General features: G+C 65.7%; 19 protein-coding genes and 1 tRNA gene. 11 read left to right on the top strand and 9 right to left on the bottom strand.

Translation table 11 applies throughout. The features are described from left to right. Window positions 1-38: 38 nt before the first annotated feature. The 3 genes from K0O64_RS24890 to K0O64_RS24880 all read right to left on the bottom strand — a co-directional run bounded on the left by K0O64_RS24890 (window position 39) and on the right by K0O64_RS24880 (window position 1,912). Window positions 39-647 carry a PIN domain-containing protein gene (locus tag K0O64_RS24890; RefSeq protein ID WP_096312281.1) on the bottom strand — a complete coding sequence of 203 codons (609 nt, stop codon included), beginning with the start codon at window positions 645-647 and terminating at the stop codon, window positions 39-41. A 29-nt stretch (window positions 648-676) separates the two neighbouring features. Next, on the bottom strand, window positions 677-1,180 hold the full coding sequence (locus K0O64_RS24885) for a helix-turn-helix domain-containing protein (RefSeq protein ID WP_096312280.1): 504 nt from the start codon (window positions 1,178-1,180) through the stop codon (window positions 677-679). A 198-nt stretch (window positions 1,181-1,378) separates the two neighbouring features. Then, on the bottom strand, window positions 1,379-1,912 hold the full coding sequence (locus tag K0O64_RS24880) for a hypothetical protein (RefSeq protein ID WP_225933541.1): 534 nt from the start codon (window positions 1,910-1,912) through the stop codon (window positions 1,379-1,381). Window positions 1,913-2,021: 109 nt separating this feature from the next. Between K0O64_RS24880 and K0O64_RS24875 the strand changes: the two genes are divergently transcribed. Continuing rightward, window positions 2,022-3,236: a hypothetical protein gene (locus K0O64_RS24875; RefSeq protein WP_225933785.1), complete on the top strand. Its 1,215-nt coding sequence runs from the start codon at window positions 2,022-2,024 to the stop codon at window positions 3,234-3,236. 81 nt (window positions 3,237-3,317) lie between these two features. Here the strand turns inward: K0O64_RS24875 and K0O64_RS24870 are convergent, their stop codons facing one another. Continuing rightward, a complete protein-coding gene (locus K0O64_RS24870; RefSeq protein WP_099973842.1) occupies window positions 3,318-4,844 on the bottom strand; it encodes a rolling circle replication-associated protein in 1,527 nt (508 codons plus the stop codon). 172 nt (window positions 4,845-5,016) lie between these two features. Here K0O64_RS24870 and K0O64_RS24865 point away from each other — a divergent pair. Then, a tRNA-OTHER gene (locus K0O64_RS24865) sits at window positions 5,017-5,081 on the top strand. Between the two features lie 35 nt (window positions 5,082-5,116). Here the strand turns inward: K0O64_RS24865 and K0O64_RS24860 are convergent. Next, the gene (locus tag K0O64_RS24860; RefSeq protein ID WP_071949153.1) at window positions 5,117-5,779 is read right to left on the bottom strand and encodes an NAD(P)-dependent oxidoreductase; all 663 of its coding nucleotides are present in this window, start codon (window positions 5,777-5,779) and stop codon (window positions 5,117-5,119) included. After that, window positions 5,776-6,375, bottom strand: a complete 600-nt coding sequence (locus K0O64_RS24855) for a MarR family winged helix-turn-helix transcriptional regulator (RefSeq protein WP_225933539.1) — start codon at window positions 6,373-6,375, stop codon at window positions 5,776-5,778. The genes K0O64_RS24860 and K0O64_RS24855 overlap by 4 nt, the downstream gene beginning before the upstream one ends. 254 nt (window positions 6,376-6,629) lie before the next feature. Here K0O64_RS24855 and K0O64_RS24850 point away from each other — a divergent pair, with 254 nt between their 5' ends. Genes K0O64_RS24850 through K0O64_RS24830 form a run of 5 tightly spaced genes read left to right on the top strand, consistent with a single transcriptional unit; the run spans window position 6,630 to window position 11,581 of the window. Next, window positions 6,630-7,400, top strand: a complete 771-nt coding sequence (locus K0O64_RS24850) for an SDR family NAD(P)-dependent oxidoreductase (RefSeq protein ID WP_071949154.1) — start codon at window positions 6,630-6,632, stop codon at window positions 7,398-7,400. Then, complete coding sequence (locus tag K0O64_RS24845; protein WP_220045824.1) at window positions 7,397-8,221, top strand: SDR family NAD(P)-dependent oxidoreductase; 825 nt, start codon at window positions 7,397-7,399, stop codon at window positions 8,219-8,221. Before K0O64_RS24850 ends, K0O64_RS24845 begins: the two co-directional genes overlap by 4 nt. Beyond that, window positions 8,218-9,291, top strand: coding sequence for a phosphotransferase family protein (locus tag K0O64_RS24840; RefSeq protein ID WP_071949156.1), 1,074 nt, complete (start codon window positions 8,218-8,220; stop codon window positions 9,289-9,291). Before K0O64_RS24845 ends, K0O64_RS24840 begins: the two co-directional genes overlap by 4 nt. Before the next feature lie 8 nt (window positions 9,292-9,299). Continuing rightward, window positions 9,300-10,643 (top strand): flavin-containing monooxygenase, encoded by a 1,344-nt coding sequence (locus tag K0O64_RS24835; RefSeq protein WP_071949157.1) that lies wholly within the window; start codon window positions 9,300-9,302, stop codon window positions 10,641-10,643. Beyond that, on the top strand, window positions 10,640-11,581 hold the full coding sequence (locus K0O64_RS24830; protein WP_071949158.1) for an alpha/beta hydrolase: 942 nt from the start codon (window positions 10,640-10,642) through the stop codon (window positions 11,579-11,581). The genes K0O64_RS24835 and K0O64_RS24830 overlap by 4 nt, the downstream gene beginning before the upstream one ends. On the opposite strand, the gene K0O64_RS24825 is transcribed toward K0O64_RS24830, so the two are convergent. Then, window positions 11,535-12,356, bottom strand: a complete 822-nt coding sequence (locus K0O64_RS24825) for a mycofactocin-coupled SDR family oxidoreductase (RefSeq protein ID WP_096312278.1) — start codon at window positions 12,354-12,356, stop codon at window positions 11,535-11,537. The two genes, K0O64_RS24830 and K0O64_RS24825, sit on opposite strands and share 47 nt — an antisense overlap. Beyond that, window positions 12,353-13,516: an acyl-CoA dehydrogenase family protein gene (locus tag K0O64_RS24820; RefSeq protein WP_071950301.1), complete on the bottom strand. Its 1,164-nt coding sequence runs from the start codon at window positions 13,514-13,516 to the stop codon at window positions 12,353-12,355. Before K0O64_RS24820 ends, K0O64_RS24825 begins: the two co-directional genes overlap by 4 nt. 106 nt (window positions 13,517-13,622) lie before the next feature. On the opposite strand from K0O64_RS24820, the gene fabG reads away from it, so the two are divergent. The 4 genes from fabG to K0O64_RS24800 are packed head-to-tail and all read left to right on the top strand — an operon-like array spanning window position 13,623 to window position 17,452. Further along, window positions 13,623-14,363, top strand: a complete 741-nt coding sequence (gene fabG / locus K0O64_RS24815) for a 3-oxoacyl-ACP reductase FabG (RefSeq protein WP_071949160.1) — start codon at window positions 13,623-13,625, stop codon at window positions 14,361-14,363. Next, window positions 14,360-15,577, top strand: coding sequence for an acetyl-CoA C-acetyltransferase (locus tag K0O64_RS24810; RefSeq protein WP_071949161.1), 1,218 nt, complete (start codon window positions 14,360-14,362; stop codon window positions 15,575-15,577). Before fabG ends, K0O64_RS24810 begins: the two co-directional genes overlap by 4 nt. Continuing rightward, window positions 15,574-16,767 (top strand): acyl-CoA dehydrogenase family protein, encoded by a 1,194-nt coding sequence (locus K0O64_RS24805; protein WP_071949162.1) that lies wholly within the window; start codon window positions 15,574-15,576, stop codon window positions 16,765-16,767. Before K0O64_RS24810 ends, K0O64_RS24805 begins: the two co-directional genes overlap by 4 nt. 1 nt (window position 16,768) lies before the next feature. After that, window positions 16,769-17,452 (top strand): GntR family transcriptional regulator, encoded by a 684-nt coding sequence (locus K0O64_RS24800; protein WP_071949163.1) that lies wholly within the window; start codon window positions 16,769-16,771, stop codon window positions 17,450-17,452. Here the strand turns inward: K0O64_RS24800 and K0O64_RS24795 are convergent. Then, window positions 17,437-18,045: a maleylpyruvate isomerase family mycothiol-dependent enzyme gene (locus K0O64_RS24795; RefSeq protein WP_083542832.1), complete on the bottom strand. Its 609-nt coding sequence runs from the start codon at window positions 18,043-18,045 to the stop codon at window positions 17,437-17,439. The genes K0O64_RS24800 and K0O64_RS24795 overlap by 16 nt on opposite strands. Window positions 18,046-18,050: the final 5 nt, after the last annotated feature.

Here is an 18,050-nt window from a genome sequence, read left to right as displayed (position 1 = left end):
GCTGGTCAATCATCGACCGCAAAATGATTGCTGAGCGCTTACCTCGCTTGGTCAGGTGGGTCGCCGGTATCCGTCAGCAGCGGCACCAGGATCTCGGCGACCTCGGTCATGTTGTGCCGTCTCACTAGCAGCTCAAGGATCTGTTCCGGCGTCTGCGGCGGGTTGGTTCGGCGATTCGACATCTCTCGAAGCGCGCGGATTCCCGCATGCGGGTGCGCCGACACTGTGTTGGCTGCGAACTGATGTGGGTGCACGGTCTCGATATCGGCCTCCACGAGAACACGTGCTGAGCTGAACCCGGCACGTCGATCGTCGGTGACGATGGCGTCGGCTTTGCCGATGATCGCGGCATGGGCGACGTGGCCGTCATTGGGATCATCAAGTCCGTAGCTGTATTCGCGATTTTTCGGTGCGTGAACCTCCGAGCCTGGAAACGCCTGCGTCAGTTGATCGAAAAGGTGCTGTCGGCGACCGGCGCTATCGCTGATCCTGCGCTTGTCGTGCAGGCCGGCCAGTACGTAGTCCAGCTCGAAGAGAATCCCAGACCCCCACAACGGCGCGTACGCCTCCTCAGTGGCCAGCTGCAACAGGAAGTCGCGCTGAAGGCTCGGGACAAGGGCGCAGGTGTCGAGGACAGCGCGATACACGCGGGCGAGTCTTTAGACGCCGCGGACGGTTAACGCTTGCGCTTCGCCGCGGCGAGCAGCTCCGCGACCTCGTCGGCGTCAGCGTCCGCGAACTCCGCCGAGCTCTCGGCGATGAACCGGTTGCGCCGAGAGTGAAGCTCCTCGCGGTAGGCAAGGACATCGGCAAGCCGCAGCTTGCGTCGGACCGCGCCGGGCACGTGCGCGTCTAACTCGCCGTCCTGAATGAGGCGAACCACTGTGGGGCGGCTCAGACCGAGGATCTCGGCGGCCTGCTGGGTGGAGATTTCCTGGTCGCGGGTCAGGATGCTGATCGACTGGCCGTGGCTGAGGGCGTGGGCGGCACGCTTAAGGACTTCGTGAAGCTGTTCGGTCAGTTCGACGCGGTCGTGTTCGCTCGCACCGGACAAGAAGAAGGCAGGCTCAGGAGAGGTCCCGTGCCGGGCCTCGTGCGCCTCGATGAAACTGAGGACATCGGCAAGCCCATCGGCATCGGCCGGAACCGGGTTAACAATCTCCGCAGAGGCGCTGCTCATGGGTCTCACTTCTTTTCATCTCACCGCTGGAGGCTCGACCAAGATTAGCATAGTTACGAAAGTTACGAAAACGGGTGAAGGGGGCCACGCGCATCTGATGCCGCAGACGTCATCAAAGACCACTCGCTTTAGCCTCGTCCAGCAGGCACGTCATCACGGTGCGAATCTGCTTCGCCACACACGGACAGTTGCCCACCGTCAGTCGTAAGTAACGCGGTCGGAGCCAGCGGCTTTGAGCAGCTCGTCGCGTGCTTCATGAAGCCTGTCGAGAGCGGACCTCAAGTCAAGAGCGGCATCGGCCAGTTGGTAGCGAGCCGCAGGATTCCCTTGTGCGGCAAGGATTGCGGTCGCACGCCTGAGACTCTGCGCGTAGCGCAGTGTGTCGACGGTATAGCGAGCAGTCTGCATTGGGGTAGCGCCTCCGGATCGTTCGAGGTGGGCTGTCATCACCGCCGTCCAGTCGTCGATCGTGTGTAAGTCGAAATTGTGCAGCGCGTTGAGCACCCATCGCTGCCACGCCGGCGGCCGTCGTGCCGGTGAACGAAATTGCGCGGAGGGAATAGTCATGTTCGGGACCTTAGAACCCGGATCCGTTGAGTAGCGACGCCCCAACGGATCAAGGTTTTGCGGCGCTGTGCTGATACCGGGCTCGGCGAGTTGTACCCCTTGATCGCGAATGCTGTACAGCGACGACGGGCCAGCTTCAATCGTTCGCGTGGTGTCGGTGCCCACGGGTAGCGTTTGGCCTCGGGGCAAACCTAGAGACCAGCCAATGGCTTCCACTCAGGGGAGAGAGATGAGTAACGAGATCGAACTGGTCACCGACGGCGACTGTTTGGCCGTGATCGGTGACTCATCCGATGTCGAGCGCTTCCTACTCGACCAAGGCCTCAGCACGGCGCCCTCGAAGGAGCTGGATGTCCGCCGCCTTTCGTCATTCGCCGGTACCGGCGGGACGGCATTACGCGTCGGCTCGGAGGTTGCCGCGAACTCGGGCCGCTGGGTCAAGCTGACGGCGGAGTCTGCCCAGGCCGTCAAGCAGTACGGCCTGATGGCGACCAAAACCCCGGGCGTTAGTCACGCGATGATCGGGAAGCCTGGTGAGGTCAAGCAGTGGCTTCAGATCGCTCAGGCGCCGACGGCACTGCTTAGCGGACCCATGGCGCTGTGCGCTCTGTCGACGATGATGCAGCAGCAGGCGATGCAGCAGCAGATGGACCAAATCGTGGAGTATCTCCAGGAGATCAACGAGAAGGTCGATGAAATTCTGCGCGCCCAGAAGGATGCGGTGCTCGCGGACATGATCGGCGTCGACCTGGCTGTCGAGGACGCGCTAACAGTCCGCGATCAGGTTGGGCGGGTCTCCGACATCACCTGGTCCAAGATTCAGTCGAGTTCCTTGGTGCTCGCACAGACACAGGCGTACGCAATACGTCAACTTGAGGCCATCGCCGAGAACTTGGAGAAGAAGGCTGACCTGGGCAAGATCGCCAAGGCTTGTAAGGGCGCCGAGCCCAAGGTGCGAGAGTGGCTAGCGGTGCTGGCGCGCTGTTTTCAACTTCAGGACGGGGTAGCCATTCTGGAACTCGACCGTGTGCTCGACTCCGCTCCCGAGGATCTCGACAACCACCGACTGGGCTTGCTCAACGCCCGGCGGAAACGGCTGGACCTCATCTCGACCATCACCGCCCGGTTGGTGGCCCAGATGAACGAGACGGTTTGCAACGCGAATTCCAGAGTGTTGTTCAATCCGTACGACGCCCCGGCGGCCGTTCGGTCGAGCAACGAGATCAGGACAGATGTGGTGGCTTTTCGCGACCGCCTGGGTATCGAGTCCGGCGACGCACCCAGCGATGCGAAGCGATGGCGCCAGGCTGCGGGCGAGGCGGTGGACAAAGCGCTGGCAGCTGGGTCAGATGGTGCGACCGTGGCCAAAGATAAGGCCACGGATCTTGCCGACGTGGCCAAGGCCAGAGCAATTGGTTTGACCGATGTAGCCAAGGACAAGACGGCCGACCTTCGAGAGTCTGCCCGAACACTGTTGCGGCGCAAGTAAATCAGTTCAAGCGCAACGCGCGCAGACTGCTCGAAGATCGAACTTCGTCAAACTGTGAAGGCCACAGTCAAAGGCGGCAACTCACTGCTTCTGAGAGTCGCGTATCGCGCGTGCAAGTTGGACGGCGAACGCTGGACCGTCATTCACCAACGCGTAGCCGCCGGCCAGACCGCCTTGGTTGCAGATGGTTCGTCGTCGCCGAACCCGCCGATTCGCCACGACGCCGGTATCGCGGTCGATGCGAGTGACGAGGCGCGTGGCCGTGCGCGGCACCACGGCAGTGGGGAAGCGGTTGCCCGAATCGCCGTACACCGCTTGGCTCCGCGACCACCGCCGCACGATCCGGCGAGCTGCCAGATACGTATCCTGAGCAACCTCCACCACGGCATTGGCCTTCTCGAGTCCGTACACGCCCCAGAACCGACCAGGTCCACGGCCAGGCTGCCGCCACAGCTCGGGAACCACGTGCTGATACTCCTTGTCGCCATGCAGGTTCGGCGACGAGTGCTTGGTGAAGTAGATGGCCAACCTCTTGGGGTCGCAGGCCTTCAGCCCGTTCCGCACATCGATGGCTGTGCCGGCGAGCCGGTGCCGCGCCTTCTGCGCGGGGTCAGGATGGTCGACAACCTGGGCCCAGGTCTCGGACAACCACTGAGCGAAGCCGCGACCTGACCGACCCGGCGAGATTGGGGGCGCCATCCACAGGTGAATATGCGGTGCACCGCGCCGTTGAAATTCGAGTTTCCAGATGTACCGAGCCGGTTCGCAGTACTCGCGGTGAAAGCGCTTGCGCCACAACGCCATATGCCGCTTCACGCTGGCACCGTCGGGAGCGACCGCTTCCCAGTCGCCTGGGTAGGTGAGTGTGACCATCGCCGGGACGCGACCGGATTCCACCAGGGGGCTGTAGTCGAGCTCGGCGAAGGTGCGGCACATCGACGACCGTGACTTTCGGGACCATTCGGTGATGACACCGCCGGTACCAGACTGGTCATTTCCCGTAAGACTCCGTCGTGTCGAAGACACGACGGCCCGATCACCGTGCCCGGCCTCGCCGCCGAGGTCATTTCGGACGTGGAACTTCGCGTCGTCAACATCCCGTTGGTGATGGCTGACCGACCGCTCGGCGGTCTTTTCTGCCCGGACAGGATTCGTCCAACCGAGCCGTACGACACCGGGGCCGATCGAGATGCGGAACCGCCCGGATTCCGGTTCGACTCCGCGACGATCCGGACCAGATGCCCACGGTGGTGCCGGTTCGAATAGTGCCGCGGCTGCGGTGACCATCTCGGGGCTCGGGAACCGCAGCCCCAATGCGTCGATCGCCCGCAGCTCGCCGGTCGAGATCCCGTCGCGAACCGACCCGCGGACATTTTCGGCACATATAACAAGCCCGCCGGCCGCGGCCAGATCGAGGCCTGGTCGCGAGGTCGACGTCCGGCCGACCGCTGTCGCTCTCCCGCCCTGCGGCCTGGCGGCCTCGGGCGCTCGCGACCTCCCGTCAACCGAGGCGCCCGCAGAACCGGGACCGAATGGCGGTCCATCAGGTGCCGATGAGCCGCCCGCCGATGGTGTCCTGATTGCGGCTGATGATTCGATACTGGGCATCGGGGTGCCTGCTCCCCGGAACCCCGACGCTGCTCACCGGGCAAGTGGCAGCACGAAGCCCCTGGTCGGGAGTGCAAGCACCGTGTCCGGTTTATGTCCGTTCGCCGGACAGCCTGAATACGTCAGCGCAGCTCAATGCGGCGCATACGACGCACAGACGCAGATAAACCGCAGGTCAGTGGCTATCTAATCCGCCTGAAAAGCGGAAGGTCGCCGGTTCGATCCCGGCCCTGGCCACTTCAGTATCAGTCGGCGGGCGGCCCGATGGCTTTTCAGCCTCGGGTATTCCAGACCAGCGGTGCCTGGTGGATCCAGCTGCCGTTCTCGACGGTATCGACGAGGAAAGCAGCTAAGTCGGCGCGGTTGATCCGCGAGCCTGGCTTTTCGGTGCCGGCCTCCTCGGCCCGTACAGGACCGCCGGCCGGCTTGTCGGTGAGCGCGACTGCCCTGGCGAGAGTCCAGTCGGTATCGGAGGCGCGCACGATCTCGTCGACGCCGTTGTGGTCGACGAAGCCGGCCTTGATGTTGGAAATATTGATGAACCACCGGGCCACCCGGCTGATACGAGCCCAGTCGTCGCCCGCGCCCATGGTGGAATTGACGACGATCCGGCGGATGTCCCGCTCGCCCATCACGGTCAGGACGTTGCGGATCGCGTCGGTCATGAACATCGGCGGGCTGACGGGTCTGGCCCAAGGATTGTCCGAGGCGCGCGAGTTGTTGAGCGTGCTGATCACCGCCTCGACACCCTGGGCGGCCTCGCGGATGTCGTCGATATTGGACGGCGTACCCGCGACGAGTTCCACGCCGGGCGGGGCCTGGACGACGTCAGGGTTGCGTACCAGAGCACGGACGCGGTGACCCCGTGTGGCGGCGTGCGCAAGTACGTGGACCCCGGTGCGACCGCTGCCTCCGAGGACAAGCAGATTGGTCATTGTGTCTCCTTCAGAGGATGCGCGCCGGTGGTTGCCTGCGCCAGCAGTGCGGCGTTCGCATTGAGTCGTTGGATGATCGGCCCGGCGACGTGCATGGCAAGCCGTAGCGCCTCTTGATCGCTTGCCGAGAGCGTCGCCAGGAGGGCGGCAAGCTTCTCGTTGTCGTCATTGCGCAGGCGGTGCAACAGGTCTCGGGCATTTTCAGTGAGGCTGACGATGGTCGCGCGGCCGTCTTCTGGATCGGCCACGCGAGCCACCAACGTGCGGCGCTCTAGGCGCTGGATCAACTGGGTCATCGCCGGCTGGCTCACGTGAATGGCCTCGCAAAGGGTGGTGATCCGAGTTGGGCCTTCGACGCTCAATGTGTGCAACACCTCCATCGCGGACACGCTGAGCTCTTCGCGATTGAGCAGGCTACGCATGGCCAGGAGCGCAGCCTGTCGGATGGCTTCGGCAATCCCGCCCATGTTGTCTTCCGACTTGGCCATGACCGCAATATACATCATGTGGCTATGTAGTTTCTTCGGACGGATATGGCGGCCGTTTCGTCGTCGGGTAAGTCCTAGCGGCTCCTCGACGAAGACGACGAAGGTCAATAGCGGCTTTTTAGCGTGAAATTGGAGCATTAGCCAAGACGTCGCCTGTTTCAGGGCTGAGGGGGGATAGCATCGTGGGCGACCCTCTGGGGACCTAACTACTTCCAGTAGTTATATATTGTGGACGGCTTCGATATCCGTGCCACGGCGGCCTGCTCGAATCCCCCGGTAGCCCGGCCTACCACGGGCCTTGCCGTATGACTTACAGTAGACGCGACTTGAGCGGACCTGCGCGAGCGTTCACAGGAGGCGGTATGTCGGGGAAAGCAGCGCAGCGAGCCGTTGTTATCGGTGGCGCGTCGGGGATCGGCTGGGCGGTGGCACAGGGATTGGCCGCCCGTGGACGGCAGGTCACCATCGCCGACCGCAACGCCGACGGTGCCGCCGAGCGGGCCGCCGACTTGGGTGCACCGTACGACGCGGCCGGCGTGGACGTCACCGACGAAGCCAGTGTCGCAGCACTGTTCGACGCCGTCGGAGACGTCGACATCGTGGTGAACACCGCCGGCTTCGGCGGCTTCGGCCGCATCACCGAGCTTGCGGTCGAGGACTTCCGGGCGATCGTCGACTGCTGCCTCACCGGCGGATTCATCGTGATGAAGCACGCCGGGCGCCATCTGCGCGACGGCGGCTCGCTCGTCTCGATCACCTCGCTCAACGCCCGCCTCGCCGCACCCGGCATGAGTGCCTACTGCTCGGCGAAGGCGGGGCTGGCGATGCTGACCCAGGTCGCCGCACTTGAGCTCGGCCCGCGCGGCATCCGGGTCAACGCCGTCTCGCCCGGCTTCGTCCACACCCCGCTGACCGAACTGGTCACCATGGCCGACGGTGTCCTCGAGGACTACATCGAGAACACACCCCTCGGCCGGGTCGGCGTGCCCGAGGACGTCGCCGAGGCGGTGCTGTTCCTCTGTTCCGACGAAGCATCCTGGCTCACCGGCGAGGTCCTCGACCTCAACGGCGGCGCGCACCTCAAGCGCTATCCCGACGTGCTCGCCCACGTCGACCGGATGGCCTCGGCGTGACACGGTTCGCCGGACGGCACGCCCTCGTCACCGGGGCGGGTTCGCGAATCGGTGCGGCGCTGTGCCGGGCGCTGGCCGACGCCGGGGCCGACGTGTTGTGCACCGACATCGACGGCGCGGCCGCCGAACGCACCGCAGCCTCGTTGGGTAAGCGGGGCAGGGCGCTGCAACTCGACGTCACCGACGCCACCGCCGTCCAGCTCGCCGTCGACGGTGTCGTGGAGCGGGCCGGCCGCATCGATCTGTTGTTCAACAACGCCGGGATCACCTGGGGCGGTGACACCGAACTCCTCACCCTCGATCAGTGGAACAGCATCATCGACGTGAACATCCGTGGTGTCGTGCACGGCGTGCATGCCGCCTACCCGCACATGGTTCGGCAGGGTAGCGGCCACATCGTCAACACCGCATCGATGGCCGGTCTCGCGGCCGCCGGCCGGATCACCAGCTATGTCATGACCAAGCACGCCGTCGTCGGTCTGTCGCTGGCGTTGCGCACCGAGGCCCTCGGCCATGGCGTCGGCGTGCTGGCCATCTGTCCCACCGCGGTGGACACCCCGATCCTGGACAAGGGCTGGCTGGGCGACTTCAACGGCCGCGAGTTCTACCAAATGGGCCAGCGTAATGAGACTTTCTATAGCCCCGACCGGTTGGCCGCCGATACGCTGCGGGCCATCGAACGCAACAAGGCCCTCCTGGTCGCACCTCGTCAGGCCCGCGCGGCATGGCTTTTCGCGCGTCTGGCACCTGGCTTGCTCAACCGGATGGCTGTGCGGTTCGTCGACCGACAACGCTCCGACAGAAGGCAACCGACAGCATGAGCGCCGCCACCGCGATCCCTCGCTATCCCTCGGACGTCACCGGCACCTGGTTGGCCGGGGTCCTCAGCGCCGCCGGTGCGCCGGTCGAGGTCGAGAGCGTCGAGGTGACGCCGGTGGGCACCGGCCAGACCGGCGCCACCTTCCGGGTCGCCGCCACTTACGCGGGCAACCCTGACAACCTGCCCGCCAGCTTCATCCTCAAACTGCCCGCCGGTGACGACGCGGTGCGGGACCGGGTGACGCTGGGCTATCGCAGCGAGTGCGCGTTCTATCAGTCCGTCGCCGACCTGGTGACGATCCCGATCCCGCAGTGCTACCACGTCGAAATCGCCGATGAGGGAGCCAGTTACGCACTGCTGCTAGCCGACCAGGCGCCGGCCGTCCAAGGCGATCAGATCGCCGGGTGTGATCTCCCCGAGGCGCGCTTGGCGGTGCGCGCCCTGGCCGGCCTGCACGGGCCGACCTGGTGTGACGAGCGATGGCAGACCTTCCCCGGCCTGGCCATGTCGGTCGTCGGCGAAGACGCGATCCGCGGTCTCGGTGACATCTCGAAGATGGCCGCGGGTATCACGATCGAGAAGCTCGGGACCCGGCTCGGCGCCGAGGATGCCGAAACCCTGGTGGCGGCAATGGATCTGGTGACACCGTGGCTACTGAATGCGCCACCTCGCTTCGCCCTGCTGCACGGTGACTACCGGCTGGACAATCTGCTCTTCGACGGCGAGCGAGTCAGCGTGGTCGACTGGCAGACCCTCGGCGTTGGCTTGGCGGGCCGCGACCTGGCCTACTTCACCGGCACCAGCCTGGAACCCGCGCTGCGGGCCGAGGCGGAGAAGGACCTGGTCGCGGAATACCATCGGGCCCTGCTCGATACCGGCGTGAACGACTACGACGACGCGGCCTGCTGGTACGACTATGTGCTGGGAATGGTTCAGGTGCCGCTGATCTCCGCACTGGGCTGCGCGTTCGCGGTGGAGACCGAACGCGGCGACGACATGATGGCCGCCATGCTGCGCCGGGGATGTGCGGCCATCCGCGATCTCGGCACCCTCGAGTTGATCACGAGCTAGGAGCACACGTGGGCCAATCCTTGCCGCGCACCGCCATCATCGGCGCGGGCATCAGCGGGCTGACATCGGGCAAGATGCTCAAGGACTACGGCGTGCCCTACACCACGTTCGAGTTGTCCGACCGCATCGGTGGCAACTGGGCCTTCGCGAACCCAAACGGGTTGAGTAGCGCCTACCGGTCCTTACACATCGACACCTCGAAACAACGGTTGTCGTTCAAGGACTTTCCGATCCCGGAACACTTCCCGTCGTTCCCGCACCACAGTGACATCAAGGCCTACCTGGACTCCTATGCGGAGACCTTCGGACTGCTGGAGAACATCGAGTTCAACAACGGCGTCCAGCACGCCGCGCTGAACGCCGACGGCAACTGGGACATCACCGACCAGAACGGGTCCACCCGCGAATTCGATCTGCTGGTTGTGGGCAATGGCCACCACTGGGATGCCCGCTACCCGGACTTCCCGGGTGAATTCACCGGCGAGACAATTCATTCGCATCACTACATCGATCCCCAGACCCCGCTGAACCTCACCGGCAAGCGGATCCTGGTGGCCGGCATCGGTAACAGTGCCGCCGACATCACCGTCGAGCTGTCGTCGCGTACCCTGCAGAACAGGGTGACCCTGTCGACGCGCTCGAGCGCCTGGATCGTGCCCAAGTACATCGCCGGCCGCCCCGGCGACAGCGTGTGGCAGACGTCGCCGCACATCCCACTGTCCTGGCAGCGCAAGGCAGTTCAGCTGTTGGCGCCCGCGATGGGTATCAATCCGCAGCTGTACGGGCTGCCGGCGCCCAATCACAAGCTCTTCGAGGCGCATCCGACCCAGTCGGTGGAGCTTCCGCTGCGGCTGGGTTCGGGTGACGTCATCCCCAAGCCGAACGTGAGTCGCCTCGATGGCCGCACCGTCCACTTCGACGACGGCACCAGCGACGAATTCGACGCCATTGTCTATGCCACCGGCTACAACATCACGTTCCCGTTCTTCGACCCCGACTTCATCAATGCCCCCGACAACGCCATCCGGCTGTACAAGCGAATGTTCAAGCCGGGCACGGACAATCTGGTGTTCATCGGCTTCGCGCAGGCCGTGCCGACACTGTTCCCGTTCATCGAATGCCAGGCCAAACTGCTCGCAGCGTATGCAGTCGGTCGGTACGCGCTGCCGCCGTCCGCGGAGATGGAACGAATCATCGATGCCGACCAGCGGCTCTATGTCGGGCACTGCACCGACCGGCCGCGGCACACCCAGCAGGTCGACTACTTCCACTACGACCACGACATCCGCACCCGCGAATTGCCTGCCGGAATGAAGCGGGCCGAGCTGCGCCGCCGGAGGGTCGCCGTATGAGCCGCACCGATCTCACGTTCGACTCCGGCGGAGTACGGTGCAGCGCTTGGCATTTCCCCGGCGCGGGTGACGCCTTCGCCGGACCGGAAGGACGGCCGGTCGTGGTGATGGGCCACGGCTTCGGCGGCACCAAGGACTCCGGTTTGGAGCCATTCGCCGAGCGGATCAGCGCGGCCGGGGTCGACGTGCTGGCCTTCGACTACCGCGGCTTCGGCGCATCGGAAGGCGCGCCGCGGCAGACGGTTTCGGTGGCCGGCCAGATCGCCGACTTCGAGGCCGCGATCGCGGCGGCGAGACGGCTTCCCGGTGTCGACCCGAATCGCATTGTGCTGTGGGGATCGTCGATGTCCGGTGGCCATGTCATCCGGGTGGCCGCTGACCATCCCGACGTCGCCGGTGTCATCGCGATGACTCCGCTGACCAGCGGGGTGGCCGTGAGCCGCGCGGCCGTCGAGCACCGGGATGTCGGGCAGGCGCTGAAGTGGACGTTGGTCGGGCTCAAGAGCCGTGTCGACGTAGCCCGCGGTGGCAACCCGACGCTGATGCCGCTGGTCGCCCGTCCCGGTGAGCCCGGAGCACTGGCGCTGGACGGCGCCTACGAGAGCTACACGGCGATGGCCGGACCGACCTGGCGCAACGAGGTCGACTCCGCGGTCGGTCTGCAGATCGCCTCGATCCGAACGGCGGACGCCGCCAAGCGGTTACGGTGCGCGCTGCTGGTCCAGATCGCCGACTTCGACCGTTACGTGCCGGCCGAGTCGGTGGTCAAGACGGCGGTGCTGGGCAGGGGAGTGGTGCACCACTACCCGTGTGACCACTTCGACGTCTGGCCGGGCCACGACTGGTTCGAGCGGGCCGCCGCGGACCAGGTCGCCTTCCTGGCCCGGACGTTCAGTACTTCGTCGAGCCCTGATCGACTGAAATCGCCTCAGCGGTAATCAGTTTCGCGTCATCGCTGGCCAGGAAGCACACGGTGTCGGCGACATCCTCCGGCTCGGCGATGTAGATCGGCAGGAACGGCAGCATCATGTTCTGCAGCGCCGGGTTGGTCTCCATCGCCTTACCCAGTTCGGCCACCATGTCACCGGTACCCATGTCGGTGTTCACCGGCCCGGGGTGAACGCTGTTCACCCGGATGTTGTGCTTGCCGAGTTCCGCCGCGAACGCCCTGGCCATGCCGGTGACCGCGTGCTTGCTCGCGGTGTAGTGCACCATGAACGGTTGCAGCTTGATCCCGGCCGCCGAGCTGATCAGGATCACCGACCCACCGCGGCCGGCCTCGACCATGATCGGCGCACCGGCCATCACGGTGTTCCAGGTCCCGGTTACGTTGACGTCCATGACATCCCGGAATGCCTCGGGCGTGATCTGATCCCACGCCGCCGGTGAGGTGATGCCCGCGTTCGCGACGATGATGTCGAGACGACCCAGCGTGGTCACGCCGTCCTGCACCGCCTCCTTGAGCCCCTCGAAGTCGCGGGTGTCGACGATCGTGGACACGATCCGTCGGCCCGTCGCCTCGACCAAGCGCACGGTCTCGGCCAGATCCTCCGGCGAAGCCGGGTTGTAGGGAACGCATTCCGGCAACTTGCCTGCGATGTCGACGGCGATGATGTCGGCGCCTTCGCCGGCCGTCTTCACCGCGTGTGCGCGGCCCTGCCCGCGTGCGGCTCCGGTGATGAATGCGACCTTGCCGCTGAGCTTTCCTGTCATGCCTTGCGCTGCGCTTCCTTGACTAGTCCGCCGCCCACGATGAGGCGCTGAATTTCACTGGTGCCTTCGTACAGGCGTAACAGCCGGACCTCGCGATAGATTCGCTCGACCGGCACACCGCGCATGTACCCGGCGCCGCCGTGCACCTGAACCGCGAGATCGGCGACGTTGCCTGCCATTTCGGTGCAGAACAGCTTGGCCACCGACGGCGCGATCCTGCGGTCTTCGTCGTCCACCCACTTGCGAGCGGCGTCGCGCACCAGCGCGCGCCCGGCCATCACCCTGGTCTGCTGATCGGCCAGCATCGCCTGCACCAGTTGGAAATTGCCGATCGGTGTGCCGCCCTGCGTCGCCGTTGCCGCATAGGCGACCGACTCGTCGAGCGCCCGTTGAGCGGAGCCGACGGCCAGTGCGGCGATGTGAATACGGCCGCGGGCCAACGAGGTCATCGCCGCCCGGTACCCGATGTCCTCACTGCCGCCGATCAGGGTGTCGTCGCCGACCCGCACATCGGTGAAGTTCACATCCGAGGTCCAGGCACCCTCCTGGCCCATCTTGGCGTCCTTGACGCCGATCTCGACGCCGGGGGTGTCGGCCGGGACCAGGAACACCGCGATCCCGGCACCGTTGGAGTCGGCCGGCCGGGTGCGGGCGAACACGATGAACAGGTTCGCCACCGGGGCGTTGGTGATGTACTGCTTGCTGCCGTTGATCACCCAGCTGTCGCCGTCCCGAACGGCTTTCGTCTTCAAGCCCGACGGGTTCGACCCGGCGCCCGGTTCGGTCAGTGCGAACGACGCGACCACCTCGCCGGAGGCGATCTTCTCCAGCCAGCGGGCCTTCTGCTCGTCGGTGCCGAACCCGACGAGGACCTGTCCGGCGATGCCGTTGTTGGTGCCGAACATCGACCGCAGCGCCAGGCTCGTGTAGCCCAGTTCCATTGCCAGCTCGACGTCCTGGGCGATGTTCAGTCCGAGACCACCCCACTCCTGCGGGATCGCATAGCCGAACAGGCCCATCGCCTTGGCCTGGTCGCGAAGGTCGTCGGGCACCTTGTCCTCGGCGAGGATCTCGGCCTCCCTCGGGACCACGGCCGTCCGGACGAACTGGCGCGTCTGGGCCAGGATCTCGCGGAAGTCGTCGTCGCTGACGTCGGACATCGGGCCGGTCATCAGGCTCCTTGGGTCGGGGGCGCTGGCTCCGGCGATCATATATGAAATATGATGTTGCGAATTCGGGGGTCCGTTCGAGGAACTAGGAGTTCACATGTCGTTGCTGGCCGGCCAGACCGCGGTCATCACCGGTGGAGCGCAGGGCCTCGGCTTTGCGATCGCGGAGCAGTTCATCGCCGAGGGCGCCCGCGTGGTACTCGGTGACCTCAATCTCGACGCCACGGAGGAGGCCGTCAACAAACTCGGCGGCGCCGACGTCGCCCGCGCCGTGCAGTGCAACGTCACCAAGTACGCGGACGTCGATGCGTTGGTCGACTCCGCGATCGAGCAGTTCGGCCGCTTCGACATCATGGTGAACAACGCCGGCATCACCCGCGACGCGACTCTGCGCAAGATGACCGAGGACGAGTTCGACCAGGTGATCCAGGTGCATCTGAAGGGCACCTGGAACGGGTTGAAGAAGGCGTCGTCGATCATGCGCGAACAGAAGAGCGGTGCGATCGTCAACATGTCCTCGATCTCCGGCAAGGTCGGCATGATCGGGCAGACGAACTACTCGGCGGCCAAGGCCGGCATCGTCGGTATGACCAAAGCCGCCTCCAAGGAACTCGCGCACCTGGGGGTTCGGGTCAACGCCATCCAGCCCGGCCTGATCCGCTCGGCGATGACCGAGGCCATGCCGCAACGCATTTGGGACTCGAAGGTGGCCGAGGTGCCGCTGGGTCGCGCGGGTGAGCCGTCCGAGGTTGCCAAGGTGGCGCTGTTCCTGGCCTCCGACCTGTCGTCGTACATGACCGGAACGGTGCTCGAGGTCACCGGCGGACGGCACCTGTGACCCGCACGGCCGTCGTCTGCGAACCGGTCCGCACGCCGATCGGGCGCTACGGCGGCATGTTCGCCTCGCTGACGGCCGTCGATCTCGGCGTGGCCGCGCTCAAGGGTCTGCTGGAGCGGACCGGGGTGGCACCGGACGCCGTCGAAGACGTGATCCTCGGGCACTGCTATCCCAACAGCGAGGCGCCGGCGATCGGCCGGGTCGTCGCGCTCGACGCCGGTCTACCGGTCACGGTGCCCGGCATGCAGGTGGACCGGCGCTGCGGTTCGGGTCTGCAGGCCGTCATCCAAGCGTGCCTCCAAGTCGCCTCGGGTGACAACGATCTCGTGGTCGCCGGTGGTGCGGAGAGCATGAGCAATGTTGCGTTCTACTCGACCGACATGCGCTGGGGCGGTAGCCGGACCGGGGTGCAGGTGCACGACGGTCTGGCCCGCGGGCGTACGACGGCCGGCGGCAAGCATTACCCCGTGCCCGGCGGCATGCTCGAGACCGCCGAGAACCTGCGCCGCGAGTATCAGATCTCCCGCCAGGAGCAGGACGAGCTGGCGGTGGCCTCGCATCAGCGGGCGGTCGCCGCGCAGAAGGACGGGATCCTGGCCGAGGAGATCATCCCCGTCACCGTCACCAGCCGCCGCGGTGAGGACGTGATCGACACCGACGAACATCCCCGCGCCGACACGACCGTCGAGGCGCTGAGCAAGCTCAAACCCGTTCTGCTCAAGCAGGATCCGGACGCCACCGTCACTGCTGGCAATTCCAGCGGTCAGAACGACGCCGCTTCGATGTGCATCGTGACGACACCGGAGAAGGCGGCCGAACTCGGCCTCACGCCGCTGGTGCGGCTGGTGTCGTGGGGTTCGGCGGGGGTCGGGCCCGAGGTGATGGGCATCGGGCCGGTGCCGGCCACCGACGTCGCATTGGCCAAAGCCGGTCTGACGCTGGCGGATATCGACCTCATCGAACTCAACGAGGCGTTCGCCGCCCAGGCGCTCGCCTGCATGCGGGCGTGGAACTTCACCGACGCCGACCATGAGCGCACCAACGTCCACGGCTCGGGGATTTCGCTCGGCCATCCGGTGGGCGCCACCGGGGGACGGATGCTGGCCACCCTGGCCCGTGAACTGGTGCGCCGCGACGCCCGCTACGGACTGGAGACGATGTGCATCGGCGGCGGGCAAGGCCTGGCCGCGGTGTTCGAAAGGCTTGACGCATGACCCGCATCGCACAGACTTTGGGCCTGACCGAGGTTCAAAGCGAAATCATCTCCACGGTCCGGCAATTCGTCGACAAGGAGATCATCCCCAACGCCCAGGAACTCGAGCACGCCGACACCTACCCGCAGGCCATCGTCGACCAGATGCGGGAAATGGGCCTGTTCGGGCTGATGATTCCCGAGGAGTACGGCGGCCTGGGGGAGTCACTGCTCACCTATGCGCTGTGCGTCGAGGAACTCGCACGCGGCTGGATGAGCATCTCCGGGGTGATCAACACCCACTTCATCGTGGCGTACATGATCCGCCAGCACGGCACCGACGAGCAGAAGCAGCGCTTCCTGCCCCGGATGGCGACCGGCGAGATGAGGGGCGCATTCTCGATGTCGGAGCCCGAGTTGGGATCCGATGTCGCCGCCATCCGCACCAGGGCCAGGAACAACGGCGACGGCACCTACACCATCGACGGCCAGAAGATGTGGCTGACCAACGGTGGCAGTTCGACCCTGGTGGCCGCACTGGTGCGCACCGACGAGGGTGCCGACAAGCCGCACCGCAACCTGACCGCATTCCTGATCGAAAAGCCCTCGGGCTTCGGCGAAGTCGCCCCGGGACTGACGATTCCCGGGAAGATCGACAAACTCGGCTACAAGGGCATCGACACCACCGAGCTGATCTTCGACGGTTACGTCGCGAGCGCCGACGACGTCCTCGGTGCCAAGCCGGGGCAGGGCTTCTTCCAGATGATGGACGGTGTCGAGGTCGGCCGGGTCAACGTATCGGCCCGTGCCTGCGGTGTCGGTATCCGCGCCTTCGAACTGGCCGTGCGATATGCCCAGCAGCGCAACACCTTCGGTAAACCGATCGCCGAGCATCAGGCCATCGCCTTCCAACTGGCCGAGATGGCCACCAAAGTCGAGGCCGCACATCTGATGATGGTGAACGCCGCACGGCTGAAGGACTCCGGTGAACGCAACGACGTCGCCGCCGGCATGGCGAAGTACCTGGCGAGTGAGTTCTGCGCGGAGGTCACCCAGCAGAGCTTCCGCATCCACGGCGGCTACGGGTACTCCAAGGAGTACGAGATCGAGCGGCTGATGCGCGACGCGCCGTTCCTGCTCATCGGCGAGGGCACCAGCGAGATCCAGAAGAACATCATCAGCAAGCGGCTGCTGGCCGACTATCGGATCTGACATGAGCGCACCGGATTTCGCGCCGCGCCCACAGCTGGCCGAGGATGTCGCCCGGTTCGTCCGGACGCGGATCTTCAACGGCACCTACCCGGCCGGTGAGTACATCCGGCTGGATCAGCTGGCTGCCGAGCTGGGCATCAGCGTCACACCGGTCCGGGAAGCGTTGTTCGAGCTGCGGGGCGAAGGCCTGTTGGACCAGTTGCCGCGACGTGGCTTCGTGGTGCTGCCGTTCACGGACCGGGACATCACCGACGTCTCGAACCTGCAGGCCTATGTCGGCGGTGAGCTGGCCGCCCGGGCGGCGGTGAACATCACCGACGACCAGCTGGCGGTCCTGTCGTCGATCCACGAGGAACTGGTCGCGGCCTACGCGGCTGATGACGCGCGCGCGGTGCGGCTCAACCACGAGTTCCACCGCGCCATCAACGTCGCGGCCGATTCACCGAAGCTCGCTCAGCTGATGTCTCAGATCACCCGGTACGCACCGGAATCGGTGTTTCCCACCATCGAGGGCTGGCCGGCCAAGTCGGTGGCCGACCACAAGCGGATTCTGGCCGCGCTGAAGGCGCACGATGAGGAGCGCGCCCGGGCCGCGATGTCGCAACACCTGGCCGCGGGCGCCGCTCCGCTGATCGAGCACCTGGTGAAACAGGGTGTGGCGCAGCGGTTTCAGACGATGGAGTAGCCAGGCGTAAGGGCACCCCGGCCGGTGAGGGCGCACAGCAGCGCCTGACTGTCGCCGCGGCGGCGCGCAACGTCTACCGATAGGGTCAGGATGCTGTCGGCGACATCGGGTGGCAGGGCCTCGGGTACACCGATGGCGCGGGCCAGATCGATGCTGTGCAGGCCGAGTTCGAAGATGCGGGTGGGCAAATAGTCCGACAGCCGCATGCCGCCGGCGATCGTCTTGATGGTCCGATCCTCGGTGTCCAGCGCGGCGGCCGCGCGCGCCTGCTGTTCGCGCAGTGTGTCCAGCGGACGCTCACCCAGCGTCAGCCCGGCCTGGACGGCGCGCGCATCGATCTGGGTCGGGTCGGTGAGCATCGGGGCGATCACCACGTAGTACTGAGCGGAATCGGGGACATCCACCCGGTCGGCCGGTTGCGCCGAGTAGTCGACGACGGTGGTGAACGATCGACCGATGTGGCCGACCAGTGTGCGAACAGTCCACGTCCCGAGCGCGGGGGCGTCCCACTGATCCGGTCCTACCTGCGCGGCCAGCGTCACGGCGTGGTCACCTGCCCGGCGGAACGTCTCGACATGCGCGTGCAGTGTCATGGACC

Origin of the sequence: Mycolicibacterium pallens, from assembly GCF_019456675.1 — a bacterium.
Taxonomy (GTDB): Bacteria; Actinomycetota; Actinomycetes; order Mycobacteriales; family Mycobacteriaceae; genus Mycobacterium; species Mycobacterium crocinum.
This window is presented reverse-complemented; position numbering and strand designations above follow the sequence as displayed.

Bases quoted from the DNA above. Each gene is read 5' to 3' on its own strand.
- K0O64_RS24830 (WP_071949158.1), top strand. From the start codon at position 10,640: ATGAGCCGCACCGATCTCACGTTCGACTCCGGCGGAGTACGGTGCAGC.
- K0O64_RS24885 (WP_096312280.1), bottom strand. From the start codon at position 1,180: ATGAGCAGCGCCTCTGCGGAGATTGTTAACCCGGTTCCGGCCGATGCC.
- K0O64_RS24840 (WP_071949156.1), top strand. From the start codon at position 8,218: ATGAGCGCCGCCACCGCGATCCCTCGCTATCCCTCGGACGTCACCGGC.
- K0O64_RS24795 (WP_083542832.1), bottom strand. From the start codon at position 18,045: ATGACACTGCACGCGCATGTCGAGACGTTCCGCCGGGCAGGTGACCAC.
- fabG (WP_071949160.1), top strand. From the start codon at position 13,623: ATGTCGTTGCTGGCCGGCCAGACCGCGGTCATCACCGGTGGAGCGCAG.
- K0O64_RS24820 (WP_071950301.1), bottom strand. From the start codon at position 13,516: ATGTCCGACGTCAGCGACGACGACTTCCGCGAGATCCTGGCCCAGACG.
- K0O64_RS24850 (WP_071949154.1), top strand. From the start codon at position 6,630: ATGTCGGGGAAAGCAGCGCAGCGAGCCGTTGTTATCGGTGGCGCGTCG.
- K0O64_RS24825 (WP_096312278.1), bottom strand. From the start codon at position 12,356: ATGACAGGAAAGCTCAGCGGCAAGGTCGCATTCATCACCGGAGCCGCA.
- K0O64_RS24800 (WP_071949163.1), top strand. From the start codon at position 16,769: ATGAGCGCACCGGATTTCGCGCCGCGCCCACAGCTGGCCGAGGATGTC.
- K0O64_RS24870 (WP_099973842.1), bottom strand. From the start codon at position 4,844: ATGCCCAGTATCGAATCATCAGCCGCAATCAGGACACCATCGGCGGGC.
- K0O64_RS24805 (WP_071949162.1), top strand. From the start codon at position 15,574: ATGACCCGCATCGCACAGACTTTGGGCCTGACCGAGGTTCAAAGCGAA.
- K0O64_RS24860 (WP_071949153.1), bottom strand. From the start codon at position 5,779: ATGACCAATCTGCTTGTCCTCGGAGGCAGCGGTCGCACCGGGGTCCAC.